Below are 24,627 nucleotides of genomic sequence, written 5' to 3'. Positions count from 1 at the left end.
CATGCTGATATCATACTCACTACTATTTTCTTTTGTGGGATAACGTCCAGTTTTAAATTTTTAATAAAAGTTTATTTATATTGTTTATAACCTAATAATGTAATAATAATATTCTTTCAACGCCATATAGCTCACTAAAGTTACCCCCCAATTATGAAGTTAAAATCTGCTGTATTACTCATATTGAAAGGTGTTGTAAAAATGAGTATTATTTTCAATAACCGTAAAATAAAGCCCTCGCTGTTTTTATTTTTGCTGATACTTTTCCCTTCCTGCGTTTCATTCGCTGCGGTGCAATCGACTCGGTTTGAGCGTCTATCTATTGAAGATGGACTGCCACAAAGTGATGTAAATCAAATACTACAAGACAGACAAGGCTTCATATGGGCAGGGACTTCCAACGGGTTAGCACGTTTTGACGGCTATACGTTTAAAGTATTTAAACATAGTGGTAAAAATCAGAACTCACTAACAGGCAATGTAATTCGCACTATATTTGAAGATAGAAGTGCTAACCTCTGGATAGGTACAGAACTTGGACTTAATCACTTTAATCCGAGAACGGAACAGTTTAATCGCTTTCGTCACAATGCTAACAATCCAAAGAGCTTAAGCCATGATGTTGTCAATGCAATAACGCAAGACCGCTCAGGTAATATCTGGATTGGTACTCGGGGCGGACTTAATCGTTTTGATCCAAAAACAGAGCAGTTTACTCATTATAGATATAATATAAATAATCCAAAGAGTTTAAGCCATAATAATGTCTGGGCAATATTAGAGGATAATAATGGCGAAATTTGGGTTGGCACTCATGCTGGTCTTAGTCGCTTTAATACAAAAACTGAGCAATTTACTCATTACTTTCACAACGCTAACGACCCCAATAGCATAACTCAAGGAACAGTTTGGTCAATAATTACCGATAGGCAAAATGATCTTTGGATGATTACTGAAAACGGCTTAAATCGATTTAATCTGCAAACTGAGCGATTTACTCATTACCGCCATAAGGCTAATAATGCTAATAGTTTAAGCGATGGCGTAGTTTTAACGTTAGCGGCTGATAAAAATGGCAACCTTTGGATTGGGACAAGTATAGCATTAAATAGAATGAACCTTGAAACTGAAGTTTTCACCTATTACCGTCATGAAGAGGCCAATATAAATAGCTTAGGCTCTGGCAATGTTATGGCTATTTTAGAGGACAGAGAAGGTAATATATGGTCAGGCACTAATAAAGCGGGTCTTAGCCGCTTCAATCCAAAAATAGAACAGTTTGGTCATTACCGTCGAGATATCCTTACCCCCGCAAGCTTAAGTAATAATTGGGTTGCTGCTATCGTTGAAGACCAGCAAGGTAATCTTTGGGTGGGGGTTGATTCAGAAGGCATTAATCGCTTTAATAAAAAAACTCAGCAGTTTGAGCATTATAGTATCAATGAAACTAGTCCAGACAATGTAAGTAATAACTGGGTTAACGCGATAACTAAAGATCACCAAGGCAATATTTGGTTTAGCACTCGAAGTGCATTAAATAAATTCACCCTCAACACTGAAGTATTCAGTACGTATCGGCATAATTTGGATAATTCAGACAGTTTAGGTAGCAGAGGTATCAAAGCAATAACGGAAGACAGCCAAAATAATCTTTGGGTAGGAACAGCTAATGGCCTAGATTATTTTCTCCCTAAAACTGCAAAATTCAGGACCTATCAGCATAGTGAAGTTAATTTAAACAGTTTGAGCCATAACCATGTTTTAGCAATAACTGAAGATAGCCAAAAAAATCTTTGGGTGGCTACTGCTGAAGGCCTTAATTATTTCAATCCTAAGACTGAAGTATTTACTCATTATCGTCATGATATGACTCAACCAAGCAGTTTAAGTCATAATTATATTAGCTCAATAGCTTTAGATGATGAGGGTAACCTTTGGGTAGGCACCATGAATGGCCTCAACCTTATGGATATGAAGTCGGGGAAGTTTGTACGTTTTACTGAAGAGGACGGATTACCTGATAGCACCATTTATGCAATAGAGATTGATGAGCAAGGTTATTTATGGATAAGTACTAATCAAGGCTTATCTCACTTTAACCCCAAGTCTAAAACGTTTAAAAATTATGATGTTGGCGATGGCTTACAAAGTAATGAATTTAATGCTCGCGCTTCTTATAAGAGTGACAGTGGCGAATTGTTTTTTGGCGGCATTAATGGTTTTAATCGATTTTTTCCTGATAAGCTAATTCAGGATAACAATAAACCTGTGGTCGTTTTCACCGAAATGCTATTGTTGAATCAATCAGTCGCTATCGATGTCAATAAAGAACACAATAAGAATAAGGCGAAACCTGAAGATGGTACATTTTTTTTGGAGAAAGGGATCCATGCAACATCAGCAATCACTTTAACCCACAAAGAAAATTTAGTAGCGTTTGAGTTTAGTGCTTTACATTTTTCAGCCCCCAAAAAAAATCAATATGCATACAAGCTTGAAGGTTTTGATGACCATTGGATAATGACTGATTATAAAAATCGCCGAGCAACGTACACCAATCTATCTGATGGTGAATACTTACTAAGAGTAAAAGCAAGCAACCCTGATGGTATTTGGAATGAAGAAGGTGTTTCACTTAAAATAACCGTCCTACCACCGTTCTGGAACTCTTGGTGGGCATATATCTTATATTTCATCTCATCTTTGATCATATTAGTCTTTTTTGTTAGGGCTCATCACAAAAAAGCTATTTTTGAACGTGACCTTATTCGGCAATTAGAGCACCAAGTTTCCACACAAACGGCTTCAATCAAACAAGAATCGAAAAAGGTTATTAAAGCGAATGAAGTTAAATCTCAATTCTTAGCGAATATGAGCCACGAGATAAGAACACCTTTAACCTCTATTATTGGCCAAACTGAAGCGATATTACATGGTGATATTGATAACAGTGCTGATGGCATAAAAGTCATTTATAATAATAGCTTGCATTTATTGAGCTTATTGAATGACACCCTAGATTTAAGCAAAATAGAGGCAAATAAATTTGAATTAGAAATAACGGCCTTAGATCTCATACAAATACTTGTCGACATTAAAAATATTTTCTCAGAACAAGCTAAATCTAAGGGTTTAAATTTTACTATATACCATACTTTACCCTCCCCTTTTATGATCAATATTGATGGTTTTCGTTTAAAGCAAATCCTTATTAACCTTTGTTCAAATGCCATTAAGTTTACTGAAAAAGGGGATATTGCTATTGAAATATACGCGCAGCATTATAATCATATCAACGAATTAACCTTCAAAATACGTGATACAGGTATAGGTATCAGTAATGAACAATTAAGAAAAGTGTTTGACGCCTTTACGCAAGCAGATACCAGCATTAGTCGGCGCTTTGGTGGCTCAGGTTTAGGGTTAAATTTATCTGAAAAATTAGCAGACTTCATGGGGGGAATAATCGATGTTGAAAGTGAGATAGGTCAGGGCAGTATTTTTACGTTGATATTACCGTTCACTCCCACCAGTTCAACTGAGATTGTAAAAGAATTCGAAGTAACAAAGAAGACCTTCAGTGGCGCTATTTTATTGGCCGAAGACCATGATGATAATAGGCATTTAATGAGTAGACTACTGACCGGACTAGGTTTTGAGGTTTATACAGCGACAAATGGCTACGAAGTAATAGAGTCTTACTTTAAAAATAAACCTGATTTAATCTTACTTGATATTCAGATGCCAAAAATGGATGGTATACAAGCGATAAAAATTCTAAGAGCTAGATCTTGTGAGGTACCGATTATAGCATTAACAGCAAATACCTTAGCCAAAGAGCTAGAACAATACTTAGCGCTAGGATTTAATGGATTTCAAGCTAAGCCTTTTGAGCGACAAAACTTTATCAATACTATAGCCAAGTATTTTGAACCGCCTGTCAATACCAGCCACGAAGACAATAGCTCGCTAACTCATAGCAGTATTTATATATCTGATTTGGTTGCTAAATTTGAAGTGGGTTTAATTGCAGAACATAAAAACTTCATATTGTTGAACCAAACGAATGATAATGATGCACTTGCTAAACAAGCACATAAACTAGCTGGAGCCGCACAAATGTTTGGTTATAACAACATAACACGAGTCGCAATGAGCTTAGAGTCCCATATTAAGAAAAAAAATTCTGCCGATATTAAATCTAGCACCCATGAACTTATTGCGGCGTTATTAACGGTTATTAACAAAAGTGACTGATAACGTTTCTCTTCATTTTATTTGTTAGCACATTTGAAGCATATTTATTAGGCTCTTAGCACCACATCATATTGTTCGCCGTAAACGTAAAAACCCCAGTAAGTGCAAACTTACTGGGGTTTTTATTATCTTAAGCTAAAAGTAACGCTTATTTCATGTAAGGGTCACTTTCAAAAAAAGCAAAAACAGTATCAAAGGCGGGCTCTTGGTATTGCTTCAAGCCGGTATCACGAAAATCAATATCTATTTGACTTCTTACCAGGGTTTTTTTAACAAAACTACCCGCAATAATTTCTACTTGTAGTTCTTTTATAAGTTGAATACACGCTTCTAATTTAAAGCCGATCGGTCCACCTGAAAATTTACCTTTTAAAGCACGACCACGGATAACTACTTTATCAACGTGATAGTCTTCCATCAATTTAGCAAAGGTAAATTGAAAGTGTTGCACTGCTTCGGAATCACCTGCATCTACTAAAGATAGTTTTTGCACACGCGTTTGCGGAATATCATACAAACCGTTTTCACGTGACATAATACAAATAATTGCATCATTACCTTTTAATTCAACACCACATATTCTCATAAATCACCCTAATTAAATTCGCGGACGCATTATATACCGAAACAGTGAATACCGAAACGAATTAATGATATTAGTTGTATTACCCTACGGTGTTGCTTTTAATTTAATCCCCTTTTGCTCAGTAAAGTCTAAATAGTCTTCTAAGGCTTTGGGGTTACCTCTATTTTTCTGGCAAACACTTTTTTGATACTGAAAACTGAACATATCAAACCATTGATCTAATAGTTTTGCGTTTACTGGTTCTTCTGCCATTGCTAACATTCTTGCCGCAACCTCTGCGGTGGCAAACTGATAATTCTCTTCTGCAACTCTTATCTGATAACGAGAAGTATTAGCCGCTTCGTCAATTAAGTGAGGATCAAAAGCCGCGATAGGAAACTTATTCAAATAAGGGCTTTTCCGAAACATCTTTTTTGCTTCACGCCAGCAACCGTCTAACATGATAAATAACGGACGTTTTCCTGAAGGAACGGCCATTTCATTACAAAATACTTCACGCTCTGGTTGTGCATATTGTTGAGGAAAAACCACATAAGGTTGCCATTTTTCGTCATTTAATATGGCTAGCATTTCTTTATTTTCTTTCGTACGTGACCAAAGAAATGCAAAAGTATCTGGCACAACATCAGCAATCAACTTACCTGTATTACTCGGTTTCAATACTTCTGTGTCGTACATCAATAATAAGAAACCTGCATTACTGGTGGATTTTGGCGAGTACGGACAGATACAATGAGGTTTTGCTAGGCGACATAAGTCACAACGAATAACACGTTGTCCACGAGATTTATATGTCGTCGTGCTCAGACTCATACGATAATGATGAAGTTTATGTACAGCGTGCATAAGTGTAATGAAGACCAATTCCAACAAAAAAAATAGCGGCAATTAAGGCCGCTACTTTAGTGATATTTAGTTTGATGTGCAATGCTTAAAACTGCGGTTTACTGAATAAGTTAACTTACTCAAATCCATTCGGATTTTGTGACTGCCAGCGCCAAGTATCAGTGATCATCGTATGTAAATTACGTGTTGCTTGCCAACCTAATAAATTATTTGCTATTGAGGCATCAGCGTAAACAGTGCCAATATCACCCGCGCGGCGCGGTACAACTTTATACGCAATATCTTGGCCACTAATTTCTTTAAACGTATTCACTATTTCTAATACCGAAGTCCCATTCCCCGTACCGATATTAATCGCTTTACAACCTTGTATTTTCGTTAAACTCTCTAACGCTTTAACATGACCAATCGCTAAATCTACCACATGAATATAATCGCGAACACCCGTGCCGTCTGGCGTGTCGTAATCATCACCAAACACTTGTAGTTGAGGTAAACGCCCTACTGCCACTTGTGCTACATAGGGTAATAAGTTGTTAGGAATACCGTTAGGGTTTTCACCAATAGTCCCTGATTCATGTGCGCCAATCGGATTAAAGTAACGTAAACAAGCAATTGACCATTCGCTATCACTTTTAGCGAGATCGAAAAGAATATGTTCGACCATTAACTTAGTTTGGCCATAAGGGTTGGTCGCAGATGTGGGCATGGTTTCATCTAACGGTGAAGGGTTGTTTTCACCGTAAACGGTTGCTGATGAGCTGAAAACCAAGTTTTTTACGCCATGTTTTGCCATTACTTGAAATAACGTTACAGAGCCTGAAACATTATTCTGATAATAACTCAGTGGTATTTCGTTGGACTCGCCAACCGCCTTTAAACCGGCAAAATGTACAACGGCTTCAATGTTATGCGCTTTAAAAACAGCATCAAGCGCAGCTTCATCGCAAATATCTGCTTTAATGAAGGTTACTGTTTTCCCCGTAATCGCTTTAACGCGATCAAGGACTAAGGTAGATGAATTTGATAAGTTATCAACGATGACAATATCTTTATCTAATTTAAGTAACTCAACAACAGTATGACTGCCAATATACCCTGTACCGCCAGTGATCAATAAACTCATTTTTAGTCCTTTTATAAATAGATGCTAGATCTTGATAACATCATGCTCAAATAAGTTCAGCGTGATGGGAATGACAATATTTGTCATAACAATACTATGCGTAATATTCTGACACTGTCGCGATAAACTTACCAAGTATTTCTTTAGGTAATTGGTTAATCCCTGCGGCGCCAGCTCGTCCTCCCCCCGTAGGAAATTGTACACAAACACTGTCAGCACCTTGTTTATTGTGCAAAGGTGCACGTAAACTTACCGTATAAGTGGCTTGCATATTTAAGGTATCCGTTTCATTCAAGGTAAGTACAGCATGAGCTTTATTAGGTGATAAGTTCGCTAGTTCATTGCCAAAAACACCACTCACCCGGCGTGACCAAGCCTCATCGGCTAGCAGTACAACTTTACAAACATCGTTGTCGGCTAATATTTCAGCTGATTGTGCTTGCGCCATATCAGCTTTATAGGCAGCCGCTAATTGAGTAAAAATAGAATCAGGCGCATTAATTAGCGCTAAAGGGTCTTCAAATGCCAGACAAGCATTGAATAGATCAGCGGGTGCAATATGTAAATCGTCAACGGTACGCCCGTAGCCATTATAATTAATGTAAATACCGAGCGCTTTGAGTTGTTTTTGTTGCTGTACTGACAAACCTTGCTGCGCGGCTAGTTTCGTCGCAGACTCATTCATGTTGTCACCATAGGCCGCGGTAATTGCCCAATTAGCAAATTGACCTTTGAGGTAGTCGTTCATTAATAAGCTGGTGCAGGTATTGGCATCAGTATTGATCAGCGCAGTTAATTTTTTTGATTGCGGGATATCTCCCGAGCGATGATGGTCAACATAGAAAATGTCGATGTTATTTTCTAGCAACATAGCTAATGCATCACTATTTTTTTCCATGGAAATATCAAGCACGGTAACCGATGTTGTTGCCGCAACAGGTACTTGCTTTAATAAGCTAATATCTCGCTTCACTCCCGTTATCAACGTTGATTTTTTGGGCTGGGCTAAGCGTAATTGCACTAAAGCAATAATGCCATCTGCATCGCCATTAAAAACATCATAATGCATGAACAAAACCTTCTGCTAGGAGATGGTTGACGATTTGCTCTGCACACACTTGAATTGATTTTTCTGCGGTTTTCACATGTATAGCTGGAGATTCCGGTATATCGTAACCTGAACTTATTCCGGTAAAGTCTTTTATTTCACCTGCACGCGCCATTTTATAGAGGCCTTTGGGGTCGCGCTGCTCGCAAACGTCAATAGGAGTATCAATATAGACTTCAATAAATTCTCCTGGCGCTAACTTGTCAGCCGCCATTTTTCGATCTTGTGCAAATGGAGAAATGAATGCCGTAGACACAATAGTACCTGAGTCGATAAAAAGTTTAGCGACTTCACTGATGCGGCGAATATTTTCAACTCTGTCAGCATCACTAAAGGCTAGATCGCCATTTAAACCGTGGCGAACATTATCACCATCAAGTAAATAAGTATGGCATCCTCGTTTGAACAACAACGCGTCAACAGCATTGGCTACTGTTGATTTTCCTGAGCCACTTAGCCCCGTATACCATAATAAACAAGGCTTCTGTTTTTTCAGCTGAGCTCGTTGCTCTTTTGTTACTTGCTGCTCGTGCCAAACGGTATTTTCTGTTTTCATAAAAATCCTACTTTTTTCTGTTTGTTATCCTAAGTTTTTTTCAGAATAACCATTAAAACGGGAAAACGACAGGTATCATTAACAACACAACAATCGAGTAAGCTATTGATACGGGTAAACCAAATTTTACCACATCAATTAAGCGATAGTTTCCCGCATTAAAAACCATCATATTCGTTTGATAGCCATAAGGGCTGATAAAACTACCACTTGCGCCAAAAGCCACCGCCATGACAAAAGGTAGCGGGTTTACCCCTAGTCCTAATGCAATACTATAGGCGATAGGAAAAACTAATGCCGCTGCAGCACTATTCGTTATAATTTCTGTCATTAATAACGTGATAATAAAAATACAAACCATGGCTAAATATGCACTTTTCCCCTGCAATAACAACTCTATTTGCTGTGCAAGTAACGCTGCGATACCGCTGGTTTCAAAAGCTTTAGCTAAGGTAAGTGCGCCTAAAACTACCATCCATATTTCTAGGGGAAATCGACGTTTTATTTCATTTACCGTTAAACAGCCAGAGAGTACTAATATAGCGATATAAAACATTAAGCATTTTAATAGCGCAATATTAGTCATAACAGAGCAAGCAATGGTGACTAAAAACCCAAAGACAGTTAATGAATCACGCCACCCTGAGAGCATATTGTCAGGTTTGTGACCAGAAAGTATAAAAAAGTTTTTTGATAAATTTGTGCGAGCACTAAAGTCATTACCAACAGCTAATACTAAAAAATCACCTGACTGTATTGTAATGTCGCCTAACTTGCCTGATAGCTGAGTGCCTTCACGGCGTATCGCCACTACAGCGGCATCAAAACGAGCACGAAAGCCTGCTTTTTTTAGATTTTTGCCGATAACAGCAGAGTCAGGTTTAATTAACACTTCGGTAAGGTTGTCACGCAACAGACCGTCTTGTTCAGCAAATAAGGTTAAACCGTCAAATTGCTGTAGTGTCAATACTTTAGATATATCGCCAGTAAAAATAAGTTTGTCACTTGCTTGAATAATTTCATCAGGGCAAACAGGCGAAATTAATCGTCCGCCACGCACTATTTCCGCAAGGAATAAAGAATCTAAATTTCGTAGCCCGTTCCCTTCAATCGTGATGCCCACAAGTTTTGAAGATTGAGAGACTTCCGCTTCAAGAAGGTATTGGTCAGCAGAAAAATTTTCGACGTCAAGGTTTGGTAATAAATGTTGCGTTGCAAGAATAACCAGTAAACAGATGACAAAAGCACTAAAGCCAATGAAGGTAAAATCAAAAAAACCTAGACTGTTGGCGCCTTGTTCAATAAAGAGCGAATTTACAATAAGGTTAGTTGATGTACCCACTAAGGTTAACGTACCACCCAATATTGCGGCATAAGAGACGGGTAATAGGAGTTTACTGGGCTTAATTAGGGTGTTTTTTTTGATGGTTGAAATAAGTGCAGCAACCACAGCGGTATTATTCATTAATGCCGAAGCGAAGGCAGTGTAAAGCAAGGTTTTAAAGGTAGATTTAAAGGGAGAGCCTTTAATCATAATAACTGATATACGACGCAAAACGCTGGTACGTTCGAACGCAAATGAACAAAGAACCAGTAACACTAGAGTCACTAACCCCGGGTTAACCACATTGTTGAGTACAACGTCCGCTGAAACTAAACCTGTTGCTAAACAAGCGAGTAATGATACCGCAAAAACCTTTTCAGGTGTTTGTTGATACTTTATCAATCCAATAAAGGTTGCGATAAAGATCAATAACATCAACCACTGCATCGTTAACACATACTTTCCTTTTTGATTAACTTATTATGTTATTAACACGAGATGTGGATACTAAAACCGCCATACTGAACTCACCAATACAAAGACAAGTAATAAGGTTTATTGCAAAACAATAAACCTGTTTTTCAGTATCAACATGACTAGGCCGCTGATCGTTTATTTATTGAACTACTCGTAATTATCCTTTAAGGATATCTCGAGCGCCCCAGTGTGGAAAGTGCTTACGAACCAAGGTATTAAATTCAAGTTCAAAAACTGAGTAATTTTCTTTATTCCCATCATCTACCGCTTTAGTGATCATACCTGCGCCGACGGTTAAGTTACTTAAACGGTCAATAATAATGAAAGCACCTGACGATTTATTATCGTCATAAGCATCAAAATGTAATGCTTGTGCAACTTCAAAATTTACTGACCCAATTTCATTTAATGCCAGTTGTGACGTTGGCGATCGCTCCATGGTATTGACATCAAACTTATGTTCAAAACTAATCGCATGACCTGTGGTCATTTTACTGCCGTGTTTAATATAAAATTCACGACCCACTTCTAATTCATCTTCATGCATCCAAACAACATTAGCATTCAATTGCTTATTAGAAATAGGTAAGCTGCCTTTCTTTACGATGAGCTCGCCACGACTAATATCGATTTCATCGGTCAGTGTTAATGTAACGGCTTGTCCTTTATCAGCACGTTCAAACTCACCATCAAACGTGACAATAGATTTAACTGTACTTTCTTTACCTGACGGTAGAGCAACAATTGCATCACCAACGCGAATATGTCCAGAGCCAACGGTGCCAGCAAAACCGCGGAAGTTTAAGTTAGGACGATTAACATATTGAACTTGGAATCTAAATTGAGTGAAACTGTCGTCTTGTTCAACATTAATCGTATTTAATAACTTCATTAAAGTCGCGCCTGGATACCAAGGCATATTAACGCTTTCTTCGACGACGTTATCACCATTTAACGCAGAAATAGGCACAAAACGGACGTCTGAAAAATTTAATTCGTCAGCAAATTCACGGTATTCTTTTTTAATCGCTTGATAACGCTCTTGACTATAGTCAACCAAATCCATTTTATTGACCGCAACCAATACGTGTTTAACACCAAGTAGTGAACAAATAAATGAATGACGACGGGTTTGTACTTGTACGCCATATCGGGCATCAATCAAAATAATGGCTAAATCACACGTTGATGCACCTGTTGCCATATTACGCGTATATTGTTCATGGCCAGGAGTATCTGCAATAATGAATTTACGCTTTTCGGTAGCGAAGTATCGATAAGCCACATCAATGGTAATGCCCTGCTCGCGTTCAGATTGTAAGCCATCAACAAGTAAGGCTAAGTCGATTGCTTCACCGGTAGTACCTGATTTTTTACTGTCGTTTTCAATCGCTGCAAGTTGATCTTCAAAGATCATTTTTGAGTCATGCAGTAAACGGCCAATTAGCGTGCTTTTTCCGTCGTCAACACTGCCACAAGTAAAAAAACGTAACATTTCTTTGTTTTCATGTTTTTTTAAATACGACTCAATATCGGTTTCTAATAAATCAGTTTCGGCGAAGTCTGTTTGTTGACTCATGGTTCTTCCTATAAAATTCTGTTTTATTGCTTATATTACTGACAAGCAAATTTAAAATGTTGTGAAAAAGGTTGTATAAGTTGGCTTAAAAATAACCTTCCATTTTTTTCTTTTCCATAGAGCCTGATGAATCGTGGTCGATCACTCGGCCTTGACGTTCAGACGTCTTGGTTAATAACATTTCTTGAATAATTTCTGGTAACGTCGTCGCCGTTGATTCAACCGCGCCTGTTAATGGGTAACAACCAAGCGTTCTAAAACGAACACTTTTCATCATTACTTCTTCGCCGTCTTCAATCGGCATACGGTCGTCGTCAACCATGATCAAGGTACCGTCACGTTCAACGACAGGGCGTTTCTCAGCTAAATAAAGTGGCACAATTTTAATACCTTCAAGGTAGATATATTGCCAAATATCAAGCTCTGTCCAATTAGATAATGGAAAGACACGAATGCTTTCACCTTTGTTTACTTTGCCGTTATAAACATTCCATAATTCTGGACGTTGGCTTTTTGGATCCCAGCGATGATTTTTATCACGAAATGAGTAAACACGTTCTTTAGCGCGAGATTTTTCTTCATCGCGACGTGCTCCACCAAAAGCGGCATCAAATCCATATTGGTTAAGCGCTTGCTTTAAACCTTGCGTTTTCATGATGTCGGTATGTTTTGCACTGCCATGCGTAAATGGCCCCACACCCATTGCAACACCTTCAGGATTTTTATGAACAAGTAATTCAAAGCCATGCTCTTTCGCCATTTCATCACGAAATGCGATCATTTCTTTGAATTTCCAACCAGTATCTACGTGTAATAATGGGAAAGGAATTTTACCCGGAGCAAAAGCTTTACGGGCTAAATGGAGTAAAACCGCAGAGTCTTTACCAACTGAATAAAGCATGACAGGGTTGTCAAACTCAGCGGCGACTTCTCGCATTATGTGAATAGATTCAGCTTCAAGCTTTTGTAAGTGAGTTAAGTTCATGGTGTTTACCGACTTTCATAACAATATAATGTTAAGAATAATGCCATAGTCGGCAAACAGTTTCCATATAAGAAAAAGCTTTAATATAACCAAAAAGAATAACCAAAAGGAGAGCTGTTAGGTTTATGCTATAAGCCTATAAAAGGTAAAAACAATAAACACCACTACTTATTTGATTTGCTTAAGTAAAAATCATCCCTCTGCGAGTTCACGTGCACAAAGAAAAGCTTTTATTTCATCACGAGAACCTAAAATATGTTGCTTCAACAAAGCCACAGACTTTTCAACGTTGCGGGCTTTACATAAATCGAGTAGTTCATTGTGCTCTGATTCTGCTTTTGAAATACCGCCTGCCCATAATAAGTGCATGCGAATATAACGGTCAGCATTTTTATTTAGGGTATTGACTAAATCTTGAGTTTGCGGACGATTAGCCCCTGAATATAAACAATTATGGTAATCAGAATTTAATTCACTCCAAGTATTAGCCGCATTTTCTTTGCCGAGCGCTTTATCTAATTTTGCCAAAATATCAGTAGCTTCTGCTAACTTTTCATTACTAAGATTAGGAATTGATGAGGCTAATAAATCACCTTCGAGCATAGCTCTTAATTCAAATAGTTCATCGACCTGACTCGCATTCAGCTCAGTCGCTGTAGCACCTTTGTGCGGTTCAAAAGAAACCAAACCTTCAGCTTCCAGTTGCAATAGCGCTTCACGTACCGGTATACGACTAACATTTAATTCTTCTGCTAATGCCGCTTGGCGTAAAGGTTGACCTGCTTGAATTTCGCCACTTAGAATTTTCTCTCTAAGGGTTTCAACAACTAACTGAGTTCGGGTTTTGTAAACAATGGTCATAAAGTACTTCTCTTGAAAGTGTGCTGACATTATAAGGGTTTATCAGCTAAAAAAAAGCGGCTAATAAACATTAGCCGCTTATTCTTATTATCAATGAAAGTTATAACTTTAAAAGCTTACCTTTTCAATAACGCAGGTAAGAGCTCATTGGGCATATTTTGATAGCAAATAGGGCGTTGAAAGCGTTTAATCGCTTCGCTTCCCACCGATGTCGTTCTTATTTGAGTTGAGGCAGGGAATGGTCCGCCGTGATTCATAGCGGCACAAACTTCAACACCCGTAGGCATTTGATTATAAATTAAACGCCCCACTTTATGAACAGCGGCTAAAGCAACGCGTTGTGCTACGTGTAAATCTTTTTCATTTGCATGAATACTGGCGGTTAGGTTACCTTTTAATAGAGAAATAAATTCCATCAATTCACCGTGGTTTTTACAGCGTACAATAAGCGCTGATGACCCAAAAACTTCTTCATGTAATGTTTGATTAGCTTTAAAGGTGGTTAAATCGGTAGCGAATAATACCGCACGACAAAAGTGCGCTTGCTCGGGTTCTGCCACTTGGCCTTGTGCTAAACATTCAACACCCGTGAGGCTTTGCCATTGACTGACAGTATGATTATATGACGCTGCGATTGCTGGCGTTAACATAACCCCGGCTTTTGTTTCACTGATCGCTTGTGCCGCCGACTTTTCAAATGTTGGGGTATTTTCATCCGTCACATAAGCCCAAATCCCCGGGCTAGTGCAAAATTGTCCTTGTGCCATCATTAATGATGCAACCAGCGCTTGTGCAAGTTCCGTTGCTGCGTTAGCTAATTTATCTTCTAAAATAAATTGTGGATTGACACTACCAAGCTCACCATAAAATGGAATTGGCTCAGCCCGTTCATTAATTTGACGTTGTAAAATCATCCCAACACGTTCAGAGCCAGTAAAACCGACGGCCTTAATTAACGGATGCGTAACTATTTGGCGAGAGATCGCGTAGTTCTTCCCTTGGATCAATGAAAATACGCCAGCATCTATGCCACATATTTTAATCGCTTTACTGATCGCTTGTGCCACAAGTTCAGCGGTACCTGGGTGCGCTGCATGAGCCTTCATGATGACTGGGCAGCCTGCTGCTAATGCAGAAGCGGTATCGCCACCAGCCGTAGAGAAAGCCAATGGAAAGTTGCTCGCCGCAAATACTGCTACAGCACCCAATGGTAAGTAACCTAAACGCGTGTCTGATTTTGGTAAAGGTGTACGATTTTCATCAGCTAAATCTACCACCGGCTGATATTCACCACTTTCAAGTAAATCAGCAAACAGCCCTAGTTGACCTATAGTACGACCTCGCTCGCCTTGAATACGCATAGCAGGTAAGCCTGTTTCAGCACAAGCGATGTCAACTAAATCATCACCAAGTGCAAGAATTTGTTCACCTATTGTGCGTAAGAAAACAGCTCTTTTTTCTGCACTTAAGTGGCTATAAGACACAAAGGCTTGATTGGCTTTACTAATGGCTTGTTCAATTTCTTGTTCACTAGCATCAGCAAACTTTTCATGCATTGTTTGATTAGTAATAGCATTCATTGCAGAGAAACCATTGCTTGTATCGCCTGACCATTCGCCCGCGATTAAATTTTTTCCGGATATATTCATCATTCACTCCTACTTAAATTTGTATTTTAATTTTTATCAATCGAATTAGGTAACAGCGAAACCGAATGCATAAGGGTCATCATCATCAATAGTGATACAGTTTTTTCCAAAAACTTTTGCCCAGCCTTCAATGCTAGGCTTTATCGCTTTTATTTTTCCATTTATCCCTGCAGGATTTCCTCTATCACAATTAAGGGTAACCACTTGTTCAATTTTTCCAACAAACTGACTACCGATATAGCTTTCATGGATAAAGGTATCACCTAAGCTAAGCTTACCTTTCGCAAAAAGCTGAGCCATACGTGCACTGGTACCCGTTCCACAAGGTGATCTATCTATTGCCTTATCGCCATAAAATACCGCATTGGCACCATTTGAATTATGATGCTTCGGTTTCCCTGTCCACAGCACATGCGTCACACCATTAACGCTCGCGTCTTCTGGATGCACACAAAATACGGTTTCACTAGCTGCCGCTCGAACGATTGGGCTCCAATGAAGAATTTCATTTGAACTCCATTGGTCAATACCGGGGAAATTTTCTTGAGGTTCAACAATCACATAATAATTGCCACCATAAGAGACATCGACAATTAAGCGTCCTAAACCTTCAATAATAAGCTCAATATGTTGATGTGCTAAATAAGCAGCAACGTTATAAATTTTTACAGCAGTAACGCCATTGCTCACCTTCAAATTTTTTTGCGTGTATTCAACTTTAATCTGCCCTGCAGGCACATCTAACGTTAATTTACCTTTCTGCTTAGGTGTGATTAAACCATTCTCAATGGCCGCAGTAACGGTGCCAATAGTGCCGTGACCACACATAGGTAAGCAACCTGATGTTTCAATAAACAAAATACTGGCATCCGCATTTTCACTACAGGGCGGATAAAGAAATGAACCTGACATCATGTCGTGACCACGAGGCTCGAACATTAAACTTTTCCGTATCCAGTCGTGATTTTCTAAAAAATCTTGTCGCTTTTCACTCATGGTTAACCCTTTTAAATCTGGGTGACCGCTAGTAACTAACCGAACAGGGTTACCGCAGGCATGGGCGTCGATACAAAAAAAGGTGCCTTTGATCATCTTTTTTTTACCTTTGTGTTTGTGCTATAAGTTTTATATAAATTGTAAGGCCAAAACCCCACGTTCAAGTATAGGGCTTGTCAGTGAGGCTCTAGCCTTAACAATTAAAGACGATTAATCTAGATTAAACGTTGATAAATCAAGTCGCGTTGCTAATGCATCGTTGTATAATTTCTCAACTCTTGCTCGCTCTTCACCCGCAAGCGGTAAACGAGGTGCACGAACAACTTCACTGCCACGTCCGGCTAGTTGCTCGCAAAATTTAATACATTGAACAAGTGTTGGTATTGTGTCTAAGCGCAATAATGGCAGGAACCAACGCCAAATTTCTAACGCCTCTTTATAGCGACCTTGTTGTGCTAACTTATATATAGCAACAGATTCTTGTGGAAAAACGTTAGTTAAACCAGAGATCCAACCCGTACAGCCAAGCATTAAGCTTTCAAGGGCAATATCATCAACACCACCGAACACGATAAAACGATCATCAAATTCAGCATATAATTCAGAAATACGGCGAGTATCTTCTGTCGCTTCTTTTACAGAAACAATCGTTGGCTCATTGGCTAAAACCGCCATACCTTCTATAGAAACATCTACGCCGTAAGTAATAGGATTGTTGTAAATCATCAGAGGTAAACCACAATTACGGGCAATTTGCTGATAGTGATGAATGGCTTCGCGTTCGCTCGAACGATATACCATTCCCGGAAGTACCATGAGTCCGTCAATGCCCACTTCTTCACACATTTGACAATATTCAATAGCAAATTTTGTTGTTGTTTCAGCAACGCCAGAAAGTACTGGCACTCGACCCGCAACAATACTTTTGACCGCCTCAAGGATTTCACGCTTTTCAGTTTGGGTGTGCGAACAATTTTCGCCAACGGTGCCTAACGCGATAATACCGTGAACACCTTCTTTAATTAAACTATCAACCATATTCTTAGTCGCTTCAAAGTTAATCGACATATCGTCAAAATATTGTGTTGTTACTGCTGGATATACACCTTGCCAATTAATTTTTTTCATCATTTTTGCTCGCTACTTTACAAGTTTCTTTACTTATTGCTGACAATACTCTGCTTCAAAAGAGCGTAAAGCTGGCTTTTAGAATATACAGAGTATCAGTGGATCAATTTAAGTATATTGTATACAATATCTAATATTCCACAAGTGTAATTTTCTAAGTGATAAAAATGACAATAATTAAAGTAGATAACTCAGTAATAAACATCGCCGTAATTGGTGCTGGCATTATTGGTATTAACTGTGCACTTGAACTGCAGTCATTGGGCTTTCAGGTCACCCTTATTGATAAATTAGGTATTGGTGAAGGTTGCTCAAAAGCAAACGCGGGACACTTTGCTACAGAACAAGTATTTCCTTTGGCTGAGCCGAGCTTGCTATGGCAATTTCCTAAGTTGCTCCTTAATCCTTTAGGTCCTATTTCTTTATCTGCTATTTATTTACCAAAAGCCCTGCCTTGGTTTGGTCAATTTATAATTAATATGTTACCCGGTAAACGTGCCTCAAATAGTGAAGCATTAAAAACGCTTAACAAAAATGCGATTAATTATTACCAACCACTCTTAAAGGAAGCTGAAGCTGAAAACTTACTGACTTTAAGAGGCAGCTTGTTGGTCTTTGAAAAAAGTTCAAGTAAAAAAATTGAACGTCAATTGATACGTTATAAAAATGCAGGCATTGACGTTTTATTACTCGACCGCCAGCAGACTTTGCTATTAGAGCCCTGTTTGAGTGAAAATATTTATGGTTCATTATATTTCACCCAAGTGGGACACAGTGTTGACCCTTTCGCCATTTGTACAAAGCTTGCAGCACTTGCGTTTAAAAAGGGATGTGTATTTTATCAAGATGATGTTTTGGACATTAACCATAGCACTGTGGGTGCAAGCCTCATCACGACAAAGGGGACATTACAATTTGACCAGGTTGTTATTGCTAGTGGAGCATGGTCGAAGAATCTTCTAAAGACGTTAGGATATCATTTACCAATAGAAGCAGAGCGCGGTTACAGCTTAGATTTACCGATAGGGACGAAAGTACATAAATTGTCGCGTCCTGTTGCTTCTGCTGAACGTAAATTTATTATAACGCCAATGGCACATGGTTTACGTTTAGCAGGCACTGTTGAATATGCCGGGCTGAATAAAAGCGCAAACATGAAACGAGCCGATATGTTATTTAAAAATGCCGAACAGGTACTTAACATTTTACCCAAATATAACCCACAAAAAGCAAAGTCTACAACGAAGTGGATGGGACATAGACCTTCAATGCCCGATTCACTTCCTGTTATTGGCCAAGCACCAAACCATGAAAATATCTACTTTGCTTTAGGGCATCAGCACTTGGGGTTAACCCAAGGCGCAATTACGGGTAAGATCATTGGCCAATTAGTTAGCAAGAAAGAAACCGATATCGATATTCGCCCTTTTTGTATAAGTCGCTTTAATTAATATAAAGCAACGTACTCATCAATACCTCTAATACGCGTTAACAATAATTGTCTGCTAGTATTGAGGTTGTCGTTAAAATATAAAGAAACGCGAGCAATTTTTTCAGCTTAATTTGCTCCCTCGATAGGTCACTTTTTGTGTAGGGATATCCTTCGATAACGTTTCAATTTAATTACATCCAAATTTCCTCTTTGATGACATTCATCAGTTGTCTTTTGCTTAAATTCAAATAAAACAATTAGTTTGATTCAAAACAAAGTAATTACGCTCACATTTCCTATAATACGATCAACAGGGAATCACACTCATTTTTATGAACCGACAATTTTTAGTTTTCTTAAAGGCATTACTCGGTAGCTGTAAAGATTTACTGCCCATTATTTTAGTGATCGCTTTTTTTCAATTTGCTGTTCTTCAGCAACCTATGCCAAATATTGGCGATATTTTAGTGGGCTTAGCCCTCGTTGTTCTCGGATTAACTTTTTTTATTTACGGCTTAGAAATGGGCTTATTCCCTATTGGCGAATCAATGGCACAAGCTTTTGCGAAAAAAGGCAGTATTAGCTGGCTACTTACTTTCGCTTTTTGCTTAGGTTTTGGCACTACAGTGGCTGAACCGGCACTCATTGCGGTAGCGAAAGAAGCAGCAAGTGTTGCGGCTTCAGGAGGCATAATTAGTGATACTTTAGCCGCACAACTTTCTTATGCTAACGGGTTACGTTTTACTGTCGCTTTTGCCGTTGGTCTTGCCATTGTTATTGGTGTTTTACGTGTTATTCGTGGTTGGCCAATTCAATACTTAATTTTAGGAGGCTATGTGCTTGTTGTGTTGATGACAATGATCGCCCCACATTGGATTATCGGTATTGCATATGATTCAGGCGGTGTTACTACATCAACGATTACAGTGCCCTTAGTAACAGCATTAGGTGTCGGCTTAGCATCAGCCATAAAAGGCCGAAACCCGATGATTGATGGTTTTGGTTTAATAGCACTCGCTTCATTAACGCCGATGATCTTTGTGATGATTTATGGCATGGTGATCAGTTAATGGCTTTACTCCTTGAGTTTTTAACAACCTTAAAAAATACCGTTATTGACGTACTGCCCATACTGTCTATTATTTTAGGCTTTCAGCTATTAGTTATCCGCAAACCTATTCCTCATATTAAGCAAGTTGGTTTTGGCTTTATCTATGTTTTGATAGGTTTAGCCTTGTTCTTACTTGGCTTAGAAAAAGCACTGTTTCCTTTAGGAAAAATGATGGCGAAGCAACTAACCGCGCCAGAGTTTATTCATGCCGGCGAGCAAGTATTAACAAATGTTCATTGGTCTGATTACACGTGGGTTTATATTTTTGCTGCCGCGATAGGCTTTAGTACCACCATTGCTGAACCTTCATTGATTGCTGTGGCAATAAAGGCAGAAGAAGTTTCAGGTGGCGCTATTAACGCGAATAATTTACGCATATCTGTCGCTATTGGTGTGGCTATCGGTATCGCACTGGGTAGTTATCGAATAGTCGTGGGTCATCCAATTCACTACTACATTATCTCTGGATATGTAGTGGTGGTGATTCAGACTTTTTTCTGTCCTAAATTAATTGTACCTCTCGCTTATGACTCTGGCGGTGTAACAACATCAACAGTTACTGTGCCTTTAGTCGCTGCTTTAGGTTTAGGCTTAGCGAGTACGATTCCTGGAAGAAGCCCTTTAATCGACGGCTTTGGATTAATCGCTTTTGCCAGCTTATTCCCTATAATTGCCGTTATGGCTTACGCACAATTAACTCAAGCTAAAGCACGCCAAGCTGAACGTTACGGTGAAAAAAGAAAACGTATTAAAATTAATAAACGAAGTTTACAACCCAAAAAACAAGAGTCCTCAAAAAACCCTATACAAGATAAGAAAAACAGGTGATCACATGCAATTTAAACTAATTGTCGCATTTGTTGACGACGGTGTAACAGACGATGTAATGAAAGGCGCAAGAATGGCTGGAGCCACGGGCGCAACAATAATAAATAATGCCAGAGGGGAAGGTATAAAACGCCAACGCACCTTTTTTGGTATGCAACTTGAGTCGCAAAGAGATGTATTACTCTTTGTTGTTGAAGAGCACTTATCAAGAAAAATTCTTGAACGTATCAGTAAAATTGCCGGCTTTGACAAAGACCCTGGCAAAGGTATTGCTATTCAATTGAATGTAGAAGATGCCGTAGGTGTTGCTCATCAAGTAGAGCGCTTAAAAGGTAAAGTTGAGGAAGAGCTATGAACCATAAGTTAGTGCAAGTTAAAGATGCGATGACAACCAACAATTATGAATTTGCTGATGGGATGATGACCGTTGCTGAAGGTATTACGTTAGCAAAAAATAATAACGTTAGTGCCTTAATCATCAATAAACGTAATCCTCAAGATGAATACGGCTTAGTGATGCTTGCTGACATAGCTAAAGAAGTTTTAGCAAAAGACCGTTCACCCGATCGGGTAAACTTATATGAAATAATGGCAAAGCCTATGTTGAGTGTTAACCCTAATATGGACGTACGGTATTGCGCCAGATTATTTGAACGCTTTAGTATTCATTTAGCCCCTGTCGTTGAAGACAATGAAATTATTGGTATGGTTGACTACATTAATATGGTTTTTAGCCAAGCTCAATAGTACTTAAGGCATAAAGTCTACAGGGGGGTGCTTTAGACTTTATGTTGATTATAATTTATTCTTTTTTGAAAATAATCTAGGCGTCTGAAAAGAAAAATAAGCCGTGATAAAAAACACTCCCATAACAATGAGTGTTCCCATATCTCCTTGGTAAGGTGTTAGAAAATCAAAATAAAACAAAGTATTTTCTAATAAACCAACGCCAATACCCATGATGAGTAAAACCGCTGCACTAGACTTTCCTTTAGCTCCGATGAGTTTAGCCAACAAATAACCTAATACGGGTATAAAAGACCAAATTAAAAAAATGACGATTGAAAATATGAGTGCTGATAATGCAAGGTGTTGCTGCGACAATACAGTAATGACTGAATAAAGTTTTACCAAAGCGTAACCCATATATAAATACAAAAATAACATGATGCGCTCCCAAATAATGATAACGCGATTATTTTACACCTTTTATTAAAAGATAAACTTAACCTAGAACAAAAAAATGCCACTTTACTAAAATAGTGAAGTGGCAAAATATAGCTTATATACTAGAGGTATCGCTAATAAACTTTTTGGGCTTAATATTAAAATTGATAATTTTGACTTTTTTGCGTTAATTTAGAAACTGTAATTTTATCTGCAGAGCAGTCACTGATATCATTTTTAGTAAACACTAGAATACTGTCTTTGTAACGACGACCATCCTTTTCACCCGCCGACTTTAGAATAATACTGACATGTTCATTTTTAGGTAATGCATTTAAACCATTACCGTACAAACAAAGTGTCTCTGTTAAAGAGGTTTTCAAGCCTTGATAATAAACACCACGTGCTTTTTCTTGTTCAACTTGTTGAGCTTGTTGCTTCTTCTGTAATTTGTCACTTTTGGCTTTGAATGCTTTTTCGTCCAAAGCAAGTTTAGCTGCTTGTTGATTAAGCGCTGCAAGTTCAGACTTCAGCTCTTTCTTATTTTCGTCATCAGCTCTACGTAATTTATATTCAATATCACGTTTTTCTCGCGCCATATCTCTTAATTCATAAGACAAGTCTCGTTGCTCATCACGCAATTCTCGATAGCCCTCACGATTATGTTCAAACGATTCCATTGCATGCTCATAAGCTTGAGATGCTTCTTCCATGGTGCGGGCAACAGATTTATTCATTTGATTTTCAAATTCAATATCGTTATTCGAACTTCTACTTGGAACCACTGGTGCAATAGGTGCTACGGGGAAATCTGGCATGGCGAAATTAAAATTATAATTCCCCCAGTGATTATTACCTGAGCTCGAATTAATCGTAAAAACTATCCCCTGTCCTTTTAAATAAGTGCTTTCGATACCTGTTATTCTTGACCCTTTTCGGCTTTCTTGAGTACGCACTGACGATTTTATAATATTACTCATAATATCCAGTTGCTTGTGCATTCCGGCATACTGATTATTGTCTGCAGCTGTTACGGTAGTAACAGTTAAAGCAAATAAAGCACAAGGGATAAATGTTGTTAATTTTTTCATGGTCTTACTCCTCTGAAGTCCAACTAACTGGCTTTGTGGTTAAACCTAAGCCGTCTGAATTTAAATTATTTGTATTGTCAGGTTGATAATTAATATTTTGCTTTTGAAGTGATTGATAGTTAATAACACTTTCAAGCTGTTGAAATTTAATTTTATTATCTAATGAGTCATCAGCACGCTGATCGTTTATGTACTGAATAAAATCACCGATATCTTCTTTGCGCTCTTGTCGAGAGGCCCCCATAAGATAACTTGCTAATTGCAGATTGTTATCTTGTTGCTTCACTTTAATATCCGCAGCATAATTTGCGAGTACCACTTGTTGTTCGCTGGCAAATAATTGCAGCTTTTGGTCTACTTTAGCATTCACTAAAGTCTCAATTTCTGCTTGGCTGTAACCTGATCGTTGCTTATCACCAAAGGTCAATAACATGCCGTTATCGTTCATTACAAATTCAACTTTAAACAAGACCAATGCCACTGCAAATACGGAAAAAGCCATCGACATTGCGGGTAATCCTCCCCATTGCCACCATGGAACCTCATCGCTCTCAAAAGCAGCTGCTCTATCCCACTCAGGCACATTTTGCTCAGCTTGTAAGCTTTCTTGGTGTTCAATAGCTATCGCTGTTTTTAACCGTTCTTGCCAAATTTTTTCTTCTTCAGCACTTTCATTACTCCACACTTTTTGGTTTTTCGTCTCTTTAAATGAATCTTCGAGTGAATCTGAACGGTCTAGCCATTTTTCAAAGGCTTGCTCTGATGTTACTTTTTTATCTTCAGACATAATCAAACTCCAAATGATCTTTTAATTTATCTAATCCGCTATATAAACGAGATTTAACCGTATTTACTGAAATGCCTAATTGTTTGGCTATATCGTCAAACGTGCAGTGTTGAAAGAACTTTAATTCAACGACTAACTTTTGATTTAGCGGTAAAGCTTGCAATGCTTTATGCAAAGCCTTTGCTTGTTGTCCTGAAACAGCTTGGTATTCTGGGCATTCATCGCTAGCTTCATCAAATTGTTCTGGTAGGTCATCAAGTGACTGTGTTGGTCTTTTCCGACGATAAAACTCAATACATCTATAATGAGCGATTTTAAACATCCAACCTTTAAAAGGACTATCACCACGAAAAGTTGATAAGTTTCTAAAAACAGCCACAAACACATCTTGCATTAAATCCATTGCATCAGCCGGATGACTCACCATGCGTAAGGTATAGTTATATAAATTTTTCTCATAACGTTTTACTAACGCTACCCAAGCAGACTTTTTACCTTTGAGTGCTTGCTTGACTAATGTTTCATCGCTTCGTTCGAACACAACTATTCCTTTTGTTTTTCAATTGAGATGCTCTTAAATTTGTTGGTTACTATAGAGGTAGTAATAGCGTCGTAAAAAGTTCTAAATGAATAAAAATTAAATCAACAAAATAATTAAACGACTAATTTATAAGAATTTTAAATACAAAATTAACTTTATATTATCGTCCATCGATTTTAAAAAGTCTGACCT

22 protein-coding genes are annotated in these 24,627 nt (G+C 38.3%); 6 read left to right on the top strand and 16 right to left on the bottom strand.

What is annotated here, in order from left to right:
• Positions 1 to 201 precede the first annotated feature (201 nt).
• Entirely contained in the window at positions 202 to 4,257 is a 4,056-nt protein-coding gene (locus H4J73_RS17970) for a hybrid sensor histidine kinase/response regulator (RefSeq protein ID WP_182223326.1), read from the top strand.
• A gap of 148 nt (positions 4,258 to 4,405) precedes the next feature.
• Here the strand turns inward: H4J73_RS17970 and H4J73_RS17965 are convergent, their stop codons facing one another.
• The 12 genes from H4J73_RS17965 to H4J73_RS17910 all read right to left on the bottom strand — a co-directional run bounded on the left by H4J73_RS17965 (position 4,406) and on the right by H4J73_RS17910 (position 17,481).
• Complete coding sequence (locus H4J73_RS17965; RefSeq protein WP_182181860.1) at positions 4,406 to 4,843, bottom strand: DUF3010 family protein; 438 nt, start codon at positions 4,841 to 4,843, stop codon at positions 4,406 to 4,408.
• Positions 4,844 to 4,927: 84 nt separating this feature from the next.
• Positions 4,928 to 5,689, bottom strand: coding sequence for a tRNA-uridine aminocarboxypropyltransferase (locus tag H4J73_RS17960; RefSeq protein WP_182181859.1), 762 nt, complete (start codon positions 5,687 to 5,689; stop codon positions 4,928 to 4,930).
• A 115-nt stretch (positions 5,690 to 5,804) separates the two neighbouring features.
• Positions 5,805 to 6,815: a UDP-glucose 4-epimerase GalE gene (gene galE, locus H4J73_RS17955; protein ID WP_182223325.1), complete on the bottom strand. Its 1,011-nt coding sequence runs from the start codon at positions 6,813 to 6,815 to the stop codon at positions 5,805 to 5,807.
• Between the two features lie 94 nt (positions 6,816 to 6,909).
• A complete protein-coding gene (locus tag H4J73_RS17950; RefSeq protein WP_182181857.1) occupies positions 6,910 to 7,884 on the bottom strand; it encodes a DHH family phosphoesterase in 975 nt (324 codons plus the stop codon).
• Positions 7,874 to 8,479: an adenylyl-sulfate kinase gene (cysC, locus tag H4J73_RS17945; protein WP_182181856.1), complete on the bottom strand. Its 606-nt coding sequence runs from the start codon at positions 8,477 to 8,479 to the stop codon at positions 7,874 to 7,876. Before cysC ends, H4J73_RS17950 begins: the two co-directional genes overlap by 11 nt.
• A 52-nt stretch (positions 8,480 to 8,531) precedes the next feature.
• Positions 8,532 to 10,250, bottom strand: coding sequence for an SLC13 family permease (locus tag H4J73_RS17940; RefSeq protein WP_220460686.1), 1,719 nt, complete (start codon positions 10,248 to 10,250; stop codon positions 8,532 to 8,534).
• Positions 10,251 to 10,437: 187 nt separating this feature from the next.
• On the bottom strand, positions 10,438 to 11,859 hold the full coding sequence (cysN, locus tag H4J73_RS17935) for a sulfate adenylyltransferase subunit CysN (protein ID WP_182181854.1): 1,422 nt from the start codon (positions 11,857 to 11,859) through the stop codon (positions 10,438 to 10,440).
• Between the two features lie 85 nt (positions 11,860 to 11,944).
• The gene (gene cysD / locus H4J73_RS17930; RefSeq protein ID WP_182181853.1) at positions 11,945 to 12,844 is read right to left on the bottom strand and encodes a sulfate adenylyltransferase subunit CysD; all 900 of its coding nucleotides are present in this window, start codon (positions 12,842 to 12,844) and stop codon (positions 11,945 to 11,947) included.
• A gap of 192 nt (positions 12,845 to 13,036) precedes the next feature.
• Positions 13,037 to 13,705, bottom strand: coding sequence for a GntR family transcriptional regulator (locus H4J73_RS17925; RefSeq protein WP_182181852.1), 669 nt, complete (start codon positions 13,703 to 13,705; stop codon positions 13,037 to 13,039).
• A 116-nt stretch (positions 13,706 to 13,821) separates the two neighbouring features.
• A complete protein-coding gene (locus H4J73_RS17920) occupies positions 13,822 to 15,357 on the bottom strand; it encodes an aldehyde dehydrogenase (NADP(+)) (protein WP_310649593.1) in 1,536 nt (511 codons plus the stop codon).
• 42 nt (positions 15,358 to 15,399) lie between these two features.
• Positions 15,400 to 16,446, bottom strand: coding sequence for a 4-hydroxyproline epimerase (locus H4J73_RS17915; RefSeq protein WP_182223323.1), 1,047 nt, complete (start codon positions 16,444 to 16,446; stop codon positions 15,400 to 15,402).
• A 114-nt stretch (positions 16,447 to 16,560) separates the two neighbouring features.
• Positions 16,561 to 17,481 carry a dihydrodipicolinate synthase family protein gene (locus H4J73_RS17910; RefSeq protein ID WP_259366509.1) on the bottom strand — a complete coding sequence of 307 codons (921 nt, stop codon included), beginning with the start codon at positions 17,479 to 17,481 and terminating at the stop codon, positions 16,561 to 16,563.
• Between the two features lie 164 nt (positions 17,482 to 17,645).
• Between H4J73_RS17910 and H4J73_RS17905 the strand changes: the two genes are divergently transcribed.
• The 5 genes from H4J73_RS17905 (at position 17,646) to H4J73_RS17885 (ending at position 21,596) form a co-directional block, all read left to right on the top strand.
• On the top strand, positions 17,646 to 18,929 hold the full coding sequence (locus tag H4J73_RS17905) for an FAD-binding oxidoreductase (protein WP_182223322.1): 1,284 nt from the start codon (positions 17,646 to 17,648) through the stop codon (positions 18,927 to 18,929).
• 313 nt (positions 18,930 to 19,242) lie between these two features.
• Entirely contained in the window at positions 19,243 to 19,980 is a 738-nt protein-coding gene (locus tag H4J73_RS17900; protein WP_182223321.1) for a DUF1538 domain-containing protein, read from the top strand.
• Complete coding sequence (locus H4J73_RS17895; protein WP_182181848.1) at positions 19,980 to 20,849, top strand: DUF1538 domain-containing protein; 870 nt, start codon at positions 19,980 to 19,982, stop codon at positions 20,847 to 20,849. The genes H4J73_RS17900 and H4J73_RS17895 overlap by 1 nt, the downstream gene beginning before the upstream one ends.
• 4 nt (positions 20,850 to 20,853) lie before the next feature.
• Positions 20,854 to 21,204, top strand: a complete 351-nt coding sequence (locus tag H4J73_RS17890; RefSeq protein WP_182181847.1) for a P-II family nitrogen regulator — start codon at positions 20,854 to 20,856, stop codon at positions 21,202 to 21,204.
• Positions 21,201 to 21,596: a CBS domain-containing protein gene (locus H4J73_RS17885; RefSeq protein ID WP_182181846.1), complete on the top strand. Its 396-nt coding sequence runs from the start codon at positions 21,201 to 21,203 to the stop codon at positions 21,594 to 21,596. The genes H4J73_RS17890 and H4J73_RS17885 overlap by 4 nt, the downstream gene beginning before the upstream one ends.
• Positions 21,597 to 21,644: 48 nt before the next feature.
• Here the strand turns inward: H4J73_RS17885 and H4J73_RS17880 are convergent, their stop codons facing one another.
• The 4 genes from H4J73_RS17880 to H4J73_RS17865 form a co-directional block, all read right to left on the bottom strand.
• Entirely contained in the window at positions 21,645 to 22,016 is a 372-nt protein-coding gene (locus H4J73_RS17880) for a hypothetical protein (RefSeq protein WP_182181845.1), read from the bottom strand.
• A gap of 158 nt (positions 22,017 to 22,174) precedes the next feature.
• Positions 22,175 to 23,107 (bottom strand): hypothetical protein, encoded by a 933-nt coding sequence (locus H4J73_RS17875; protein ID WP_182223320.1) that lies wholly within the window; start codon positions 23,105 to 23,107, stop codon positions 22,175 to 22,177.
• Positions 23,108 to 23,111: 4 nt separating this feature from the next.
• Positions 23,112 to 23,894 carry a hypothetical protein gene (locus H4J73_RS17870; RefSeq protein WP_182223319.1) on the bottom strand — a complete coding sequence of 261 codons (783 nt, stop codon included), beginning with the start codon at positions 23,892 to 23,894 and terminating at the stop codon, positions 23,112 to 23,114.
• Complete coding sequence (locus tag H4J73_RS17865) at positions 23,887 to 24,435, bottom strand: RNA polymerase sigma factor (protein WP_182223318.1); 549 nt, start codon at positions 24,433 to 24,435, stop codon at positions 23,887 to 23,889. The genes H4J73_RS17870 and H4J73_RS17865 overlap by 8 nt, the downstream gene beginning before the upstream one ends.
• Positions 24,436 to 24,627 lie beyond the last annotated feature (192 nt).

Origin of the sequence: Colwellia sp. MB3u-41 (genome assembly GCF_014076845.1) — a bacterium.
Taxonomy (GTDB): domain Bacteria; phylum Pseudomonadota; class Gammaproteobacteria; order Enterobacterales; family Alteromonadaceae; genus Colwellia_A.
This window is presented reverse-complemented; position numbering and strand designations above follow the sequence as displayed.

What these genes read in the sequence shown, in the direction of transcription:
- H4J73_RS17970 (WP_182223326.1), top strand. Translation starts at nt 202, where the DNA reads ATGAGTATTATTTTCAATAACCGTAAAATAAAGCCCTCGCTGTTTTTA.
- H4J73_RS17965 (WP_182181860.1), bottom strand. Translation starts at nt 4,843, where the DNA reads ATGAGAATATGTGGTGTTGAATTAAAAGGTAATGATGCAATTATTTGT.
- H4J73_RS17960 (WP_182181859.1), bottom strand. Translation starts at nt 5,689, where the DNA reads ATGCACGCTGTACATAAACTTCATCATTATCGTATGAGTCTGAGCACG.
- galE (WP_182223325.1), bottom strand. Translation starts at nt 6,815, where the DNA reads ATGAGTTTATTGATCACTGGCGGTACAGGGTATATTGGCAGTCATACT.
- H4J73_RS17950 (WP_182181857.1), bottom strand. Translation starts at nt 7,884, where the DNA reads ATGCATTATGATGTTTTTAATGGCGATGCAGATGGCATTATTGCTTTA.
- cysC (WP_182181856.1), bottom strand. Translation starts at nt 8,479, where the DNA reads ATGAAAACAGAAAATACCGTTTGGCACGAGCAGCAAGTAACAAAAGAG.
- H4J73_RS17940 (WP_220460686.1), bottom strand. Translation starts at nt 10,250, where the DNA reads ATGCAGTGGTTGATGTTATTGATCTTTATCGCAACCTTTATTGGATTG.
- cysN (WP_182181854.1), bottom strand. Translation starts at nt 11,859, where the DNA reads ATGAGTCAACAAACAGACTTCGCCGAAACTGATTTATTAGAAACCGAT.
- cysD (WP_182181853.1), bottom strand. Translation starts at nt 12,844, where the DNA reads ATGAACTTAACTCACTTACAAAAGCTTGAAGCTGAATCTATTCACATA.
- H4J73_RS17925 (WP_182181852.1), bottom strand. Translation starts at nt 13,705, where the DNA reads ATGACCATTGTTTACAAAACCCGAACTCAGTTAGTTGTTGAAACCCTT.
- H4J73_RS17920 (WP_310649593.1), bottom strand. Translation starts at nt 15,357, where the DNA reads ATGATGAATATATCCGGAAAAAATTTAATCGCGGGCGAATGGTCAGGC.
- H4J73_RS17915 (WP_182223323.1), bottom strand. Translation starts at nt 16,446, where the DNA reads ATGATCAAAGGCACCTTTTTTTGTATCGACGCCCATGCCTGCGGTAAC.
- H4J73_RS17910 (WP_259366509.1), bottom strand. Translation starts at nt 17,481, where the DNA reads ATGATGAAAAAAATTAATTGGCAAGGTGTATATCCAGCAGTAACAACA.
- H4J73_RS17905 (WP_182223322.1), top strand. Translation starts at nt 17,646, where the DNA reads ATGACAATAATTAAAGTAGATAACTCAGTAATAAACATCGCCGTAATT.
- H4J73_RS17900 (WP_182223321.1), top strand. Translation starts at nt 19,243, where the DNA reads ATGAACCGACAATTTTTAGTTTTCTTAAAGGCATTACTCGGTAGCTGT.
- H4J73_RS17895 (WP_182181848.1), top strand. Translation starts at nt 19,980, where the DNA reads ATGGCTTTACTCCTTGAGTTTTTAACAACCTTAAAAAATACCGTTATT.
- H4J73_RS17890 (WP_182181847.1), top strand. Translation starts at nt 20,854, where the DNA reads ATGCAATTTAAACTAATTGTCGCATTTGTTGACGACGGTGTAACAGAC.
- H4J73_RS17885 (WP_182181846.1), top strand. Translation starts at nt 21,201, where the DNA reads ATGAACCATAAGTTAGTGCAAGTTAAAGATGCGATGACAACCAACAAT.
- H4J73_RS17880 (WP_182181845.1), bottom strand. Translation starts at nt 22,016, where the DNA reads ATGTTATTTTTGTATTTATATATGGGTTACGCTTTGGTAAAACTTTAT.
- H4J73_RS17875 (WP_182223320.1), bottom strand. Translation starts at nt 23,107, where the DNA reads ATGAAAAAATTAACAACATTTATCCCTTGTGCTTTATTTGCTTTAACT.
- H4J73_RS17870 (WP_182223319.1), bottom strand. Translation starts at nt 23,894, where the DNA reads ATGTCTGAAGATAAAAAAGTAACATCAGAGCAAGCCTTTGAAAAATGG.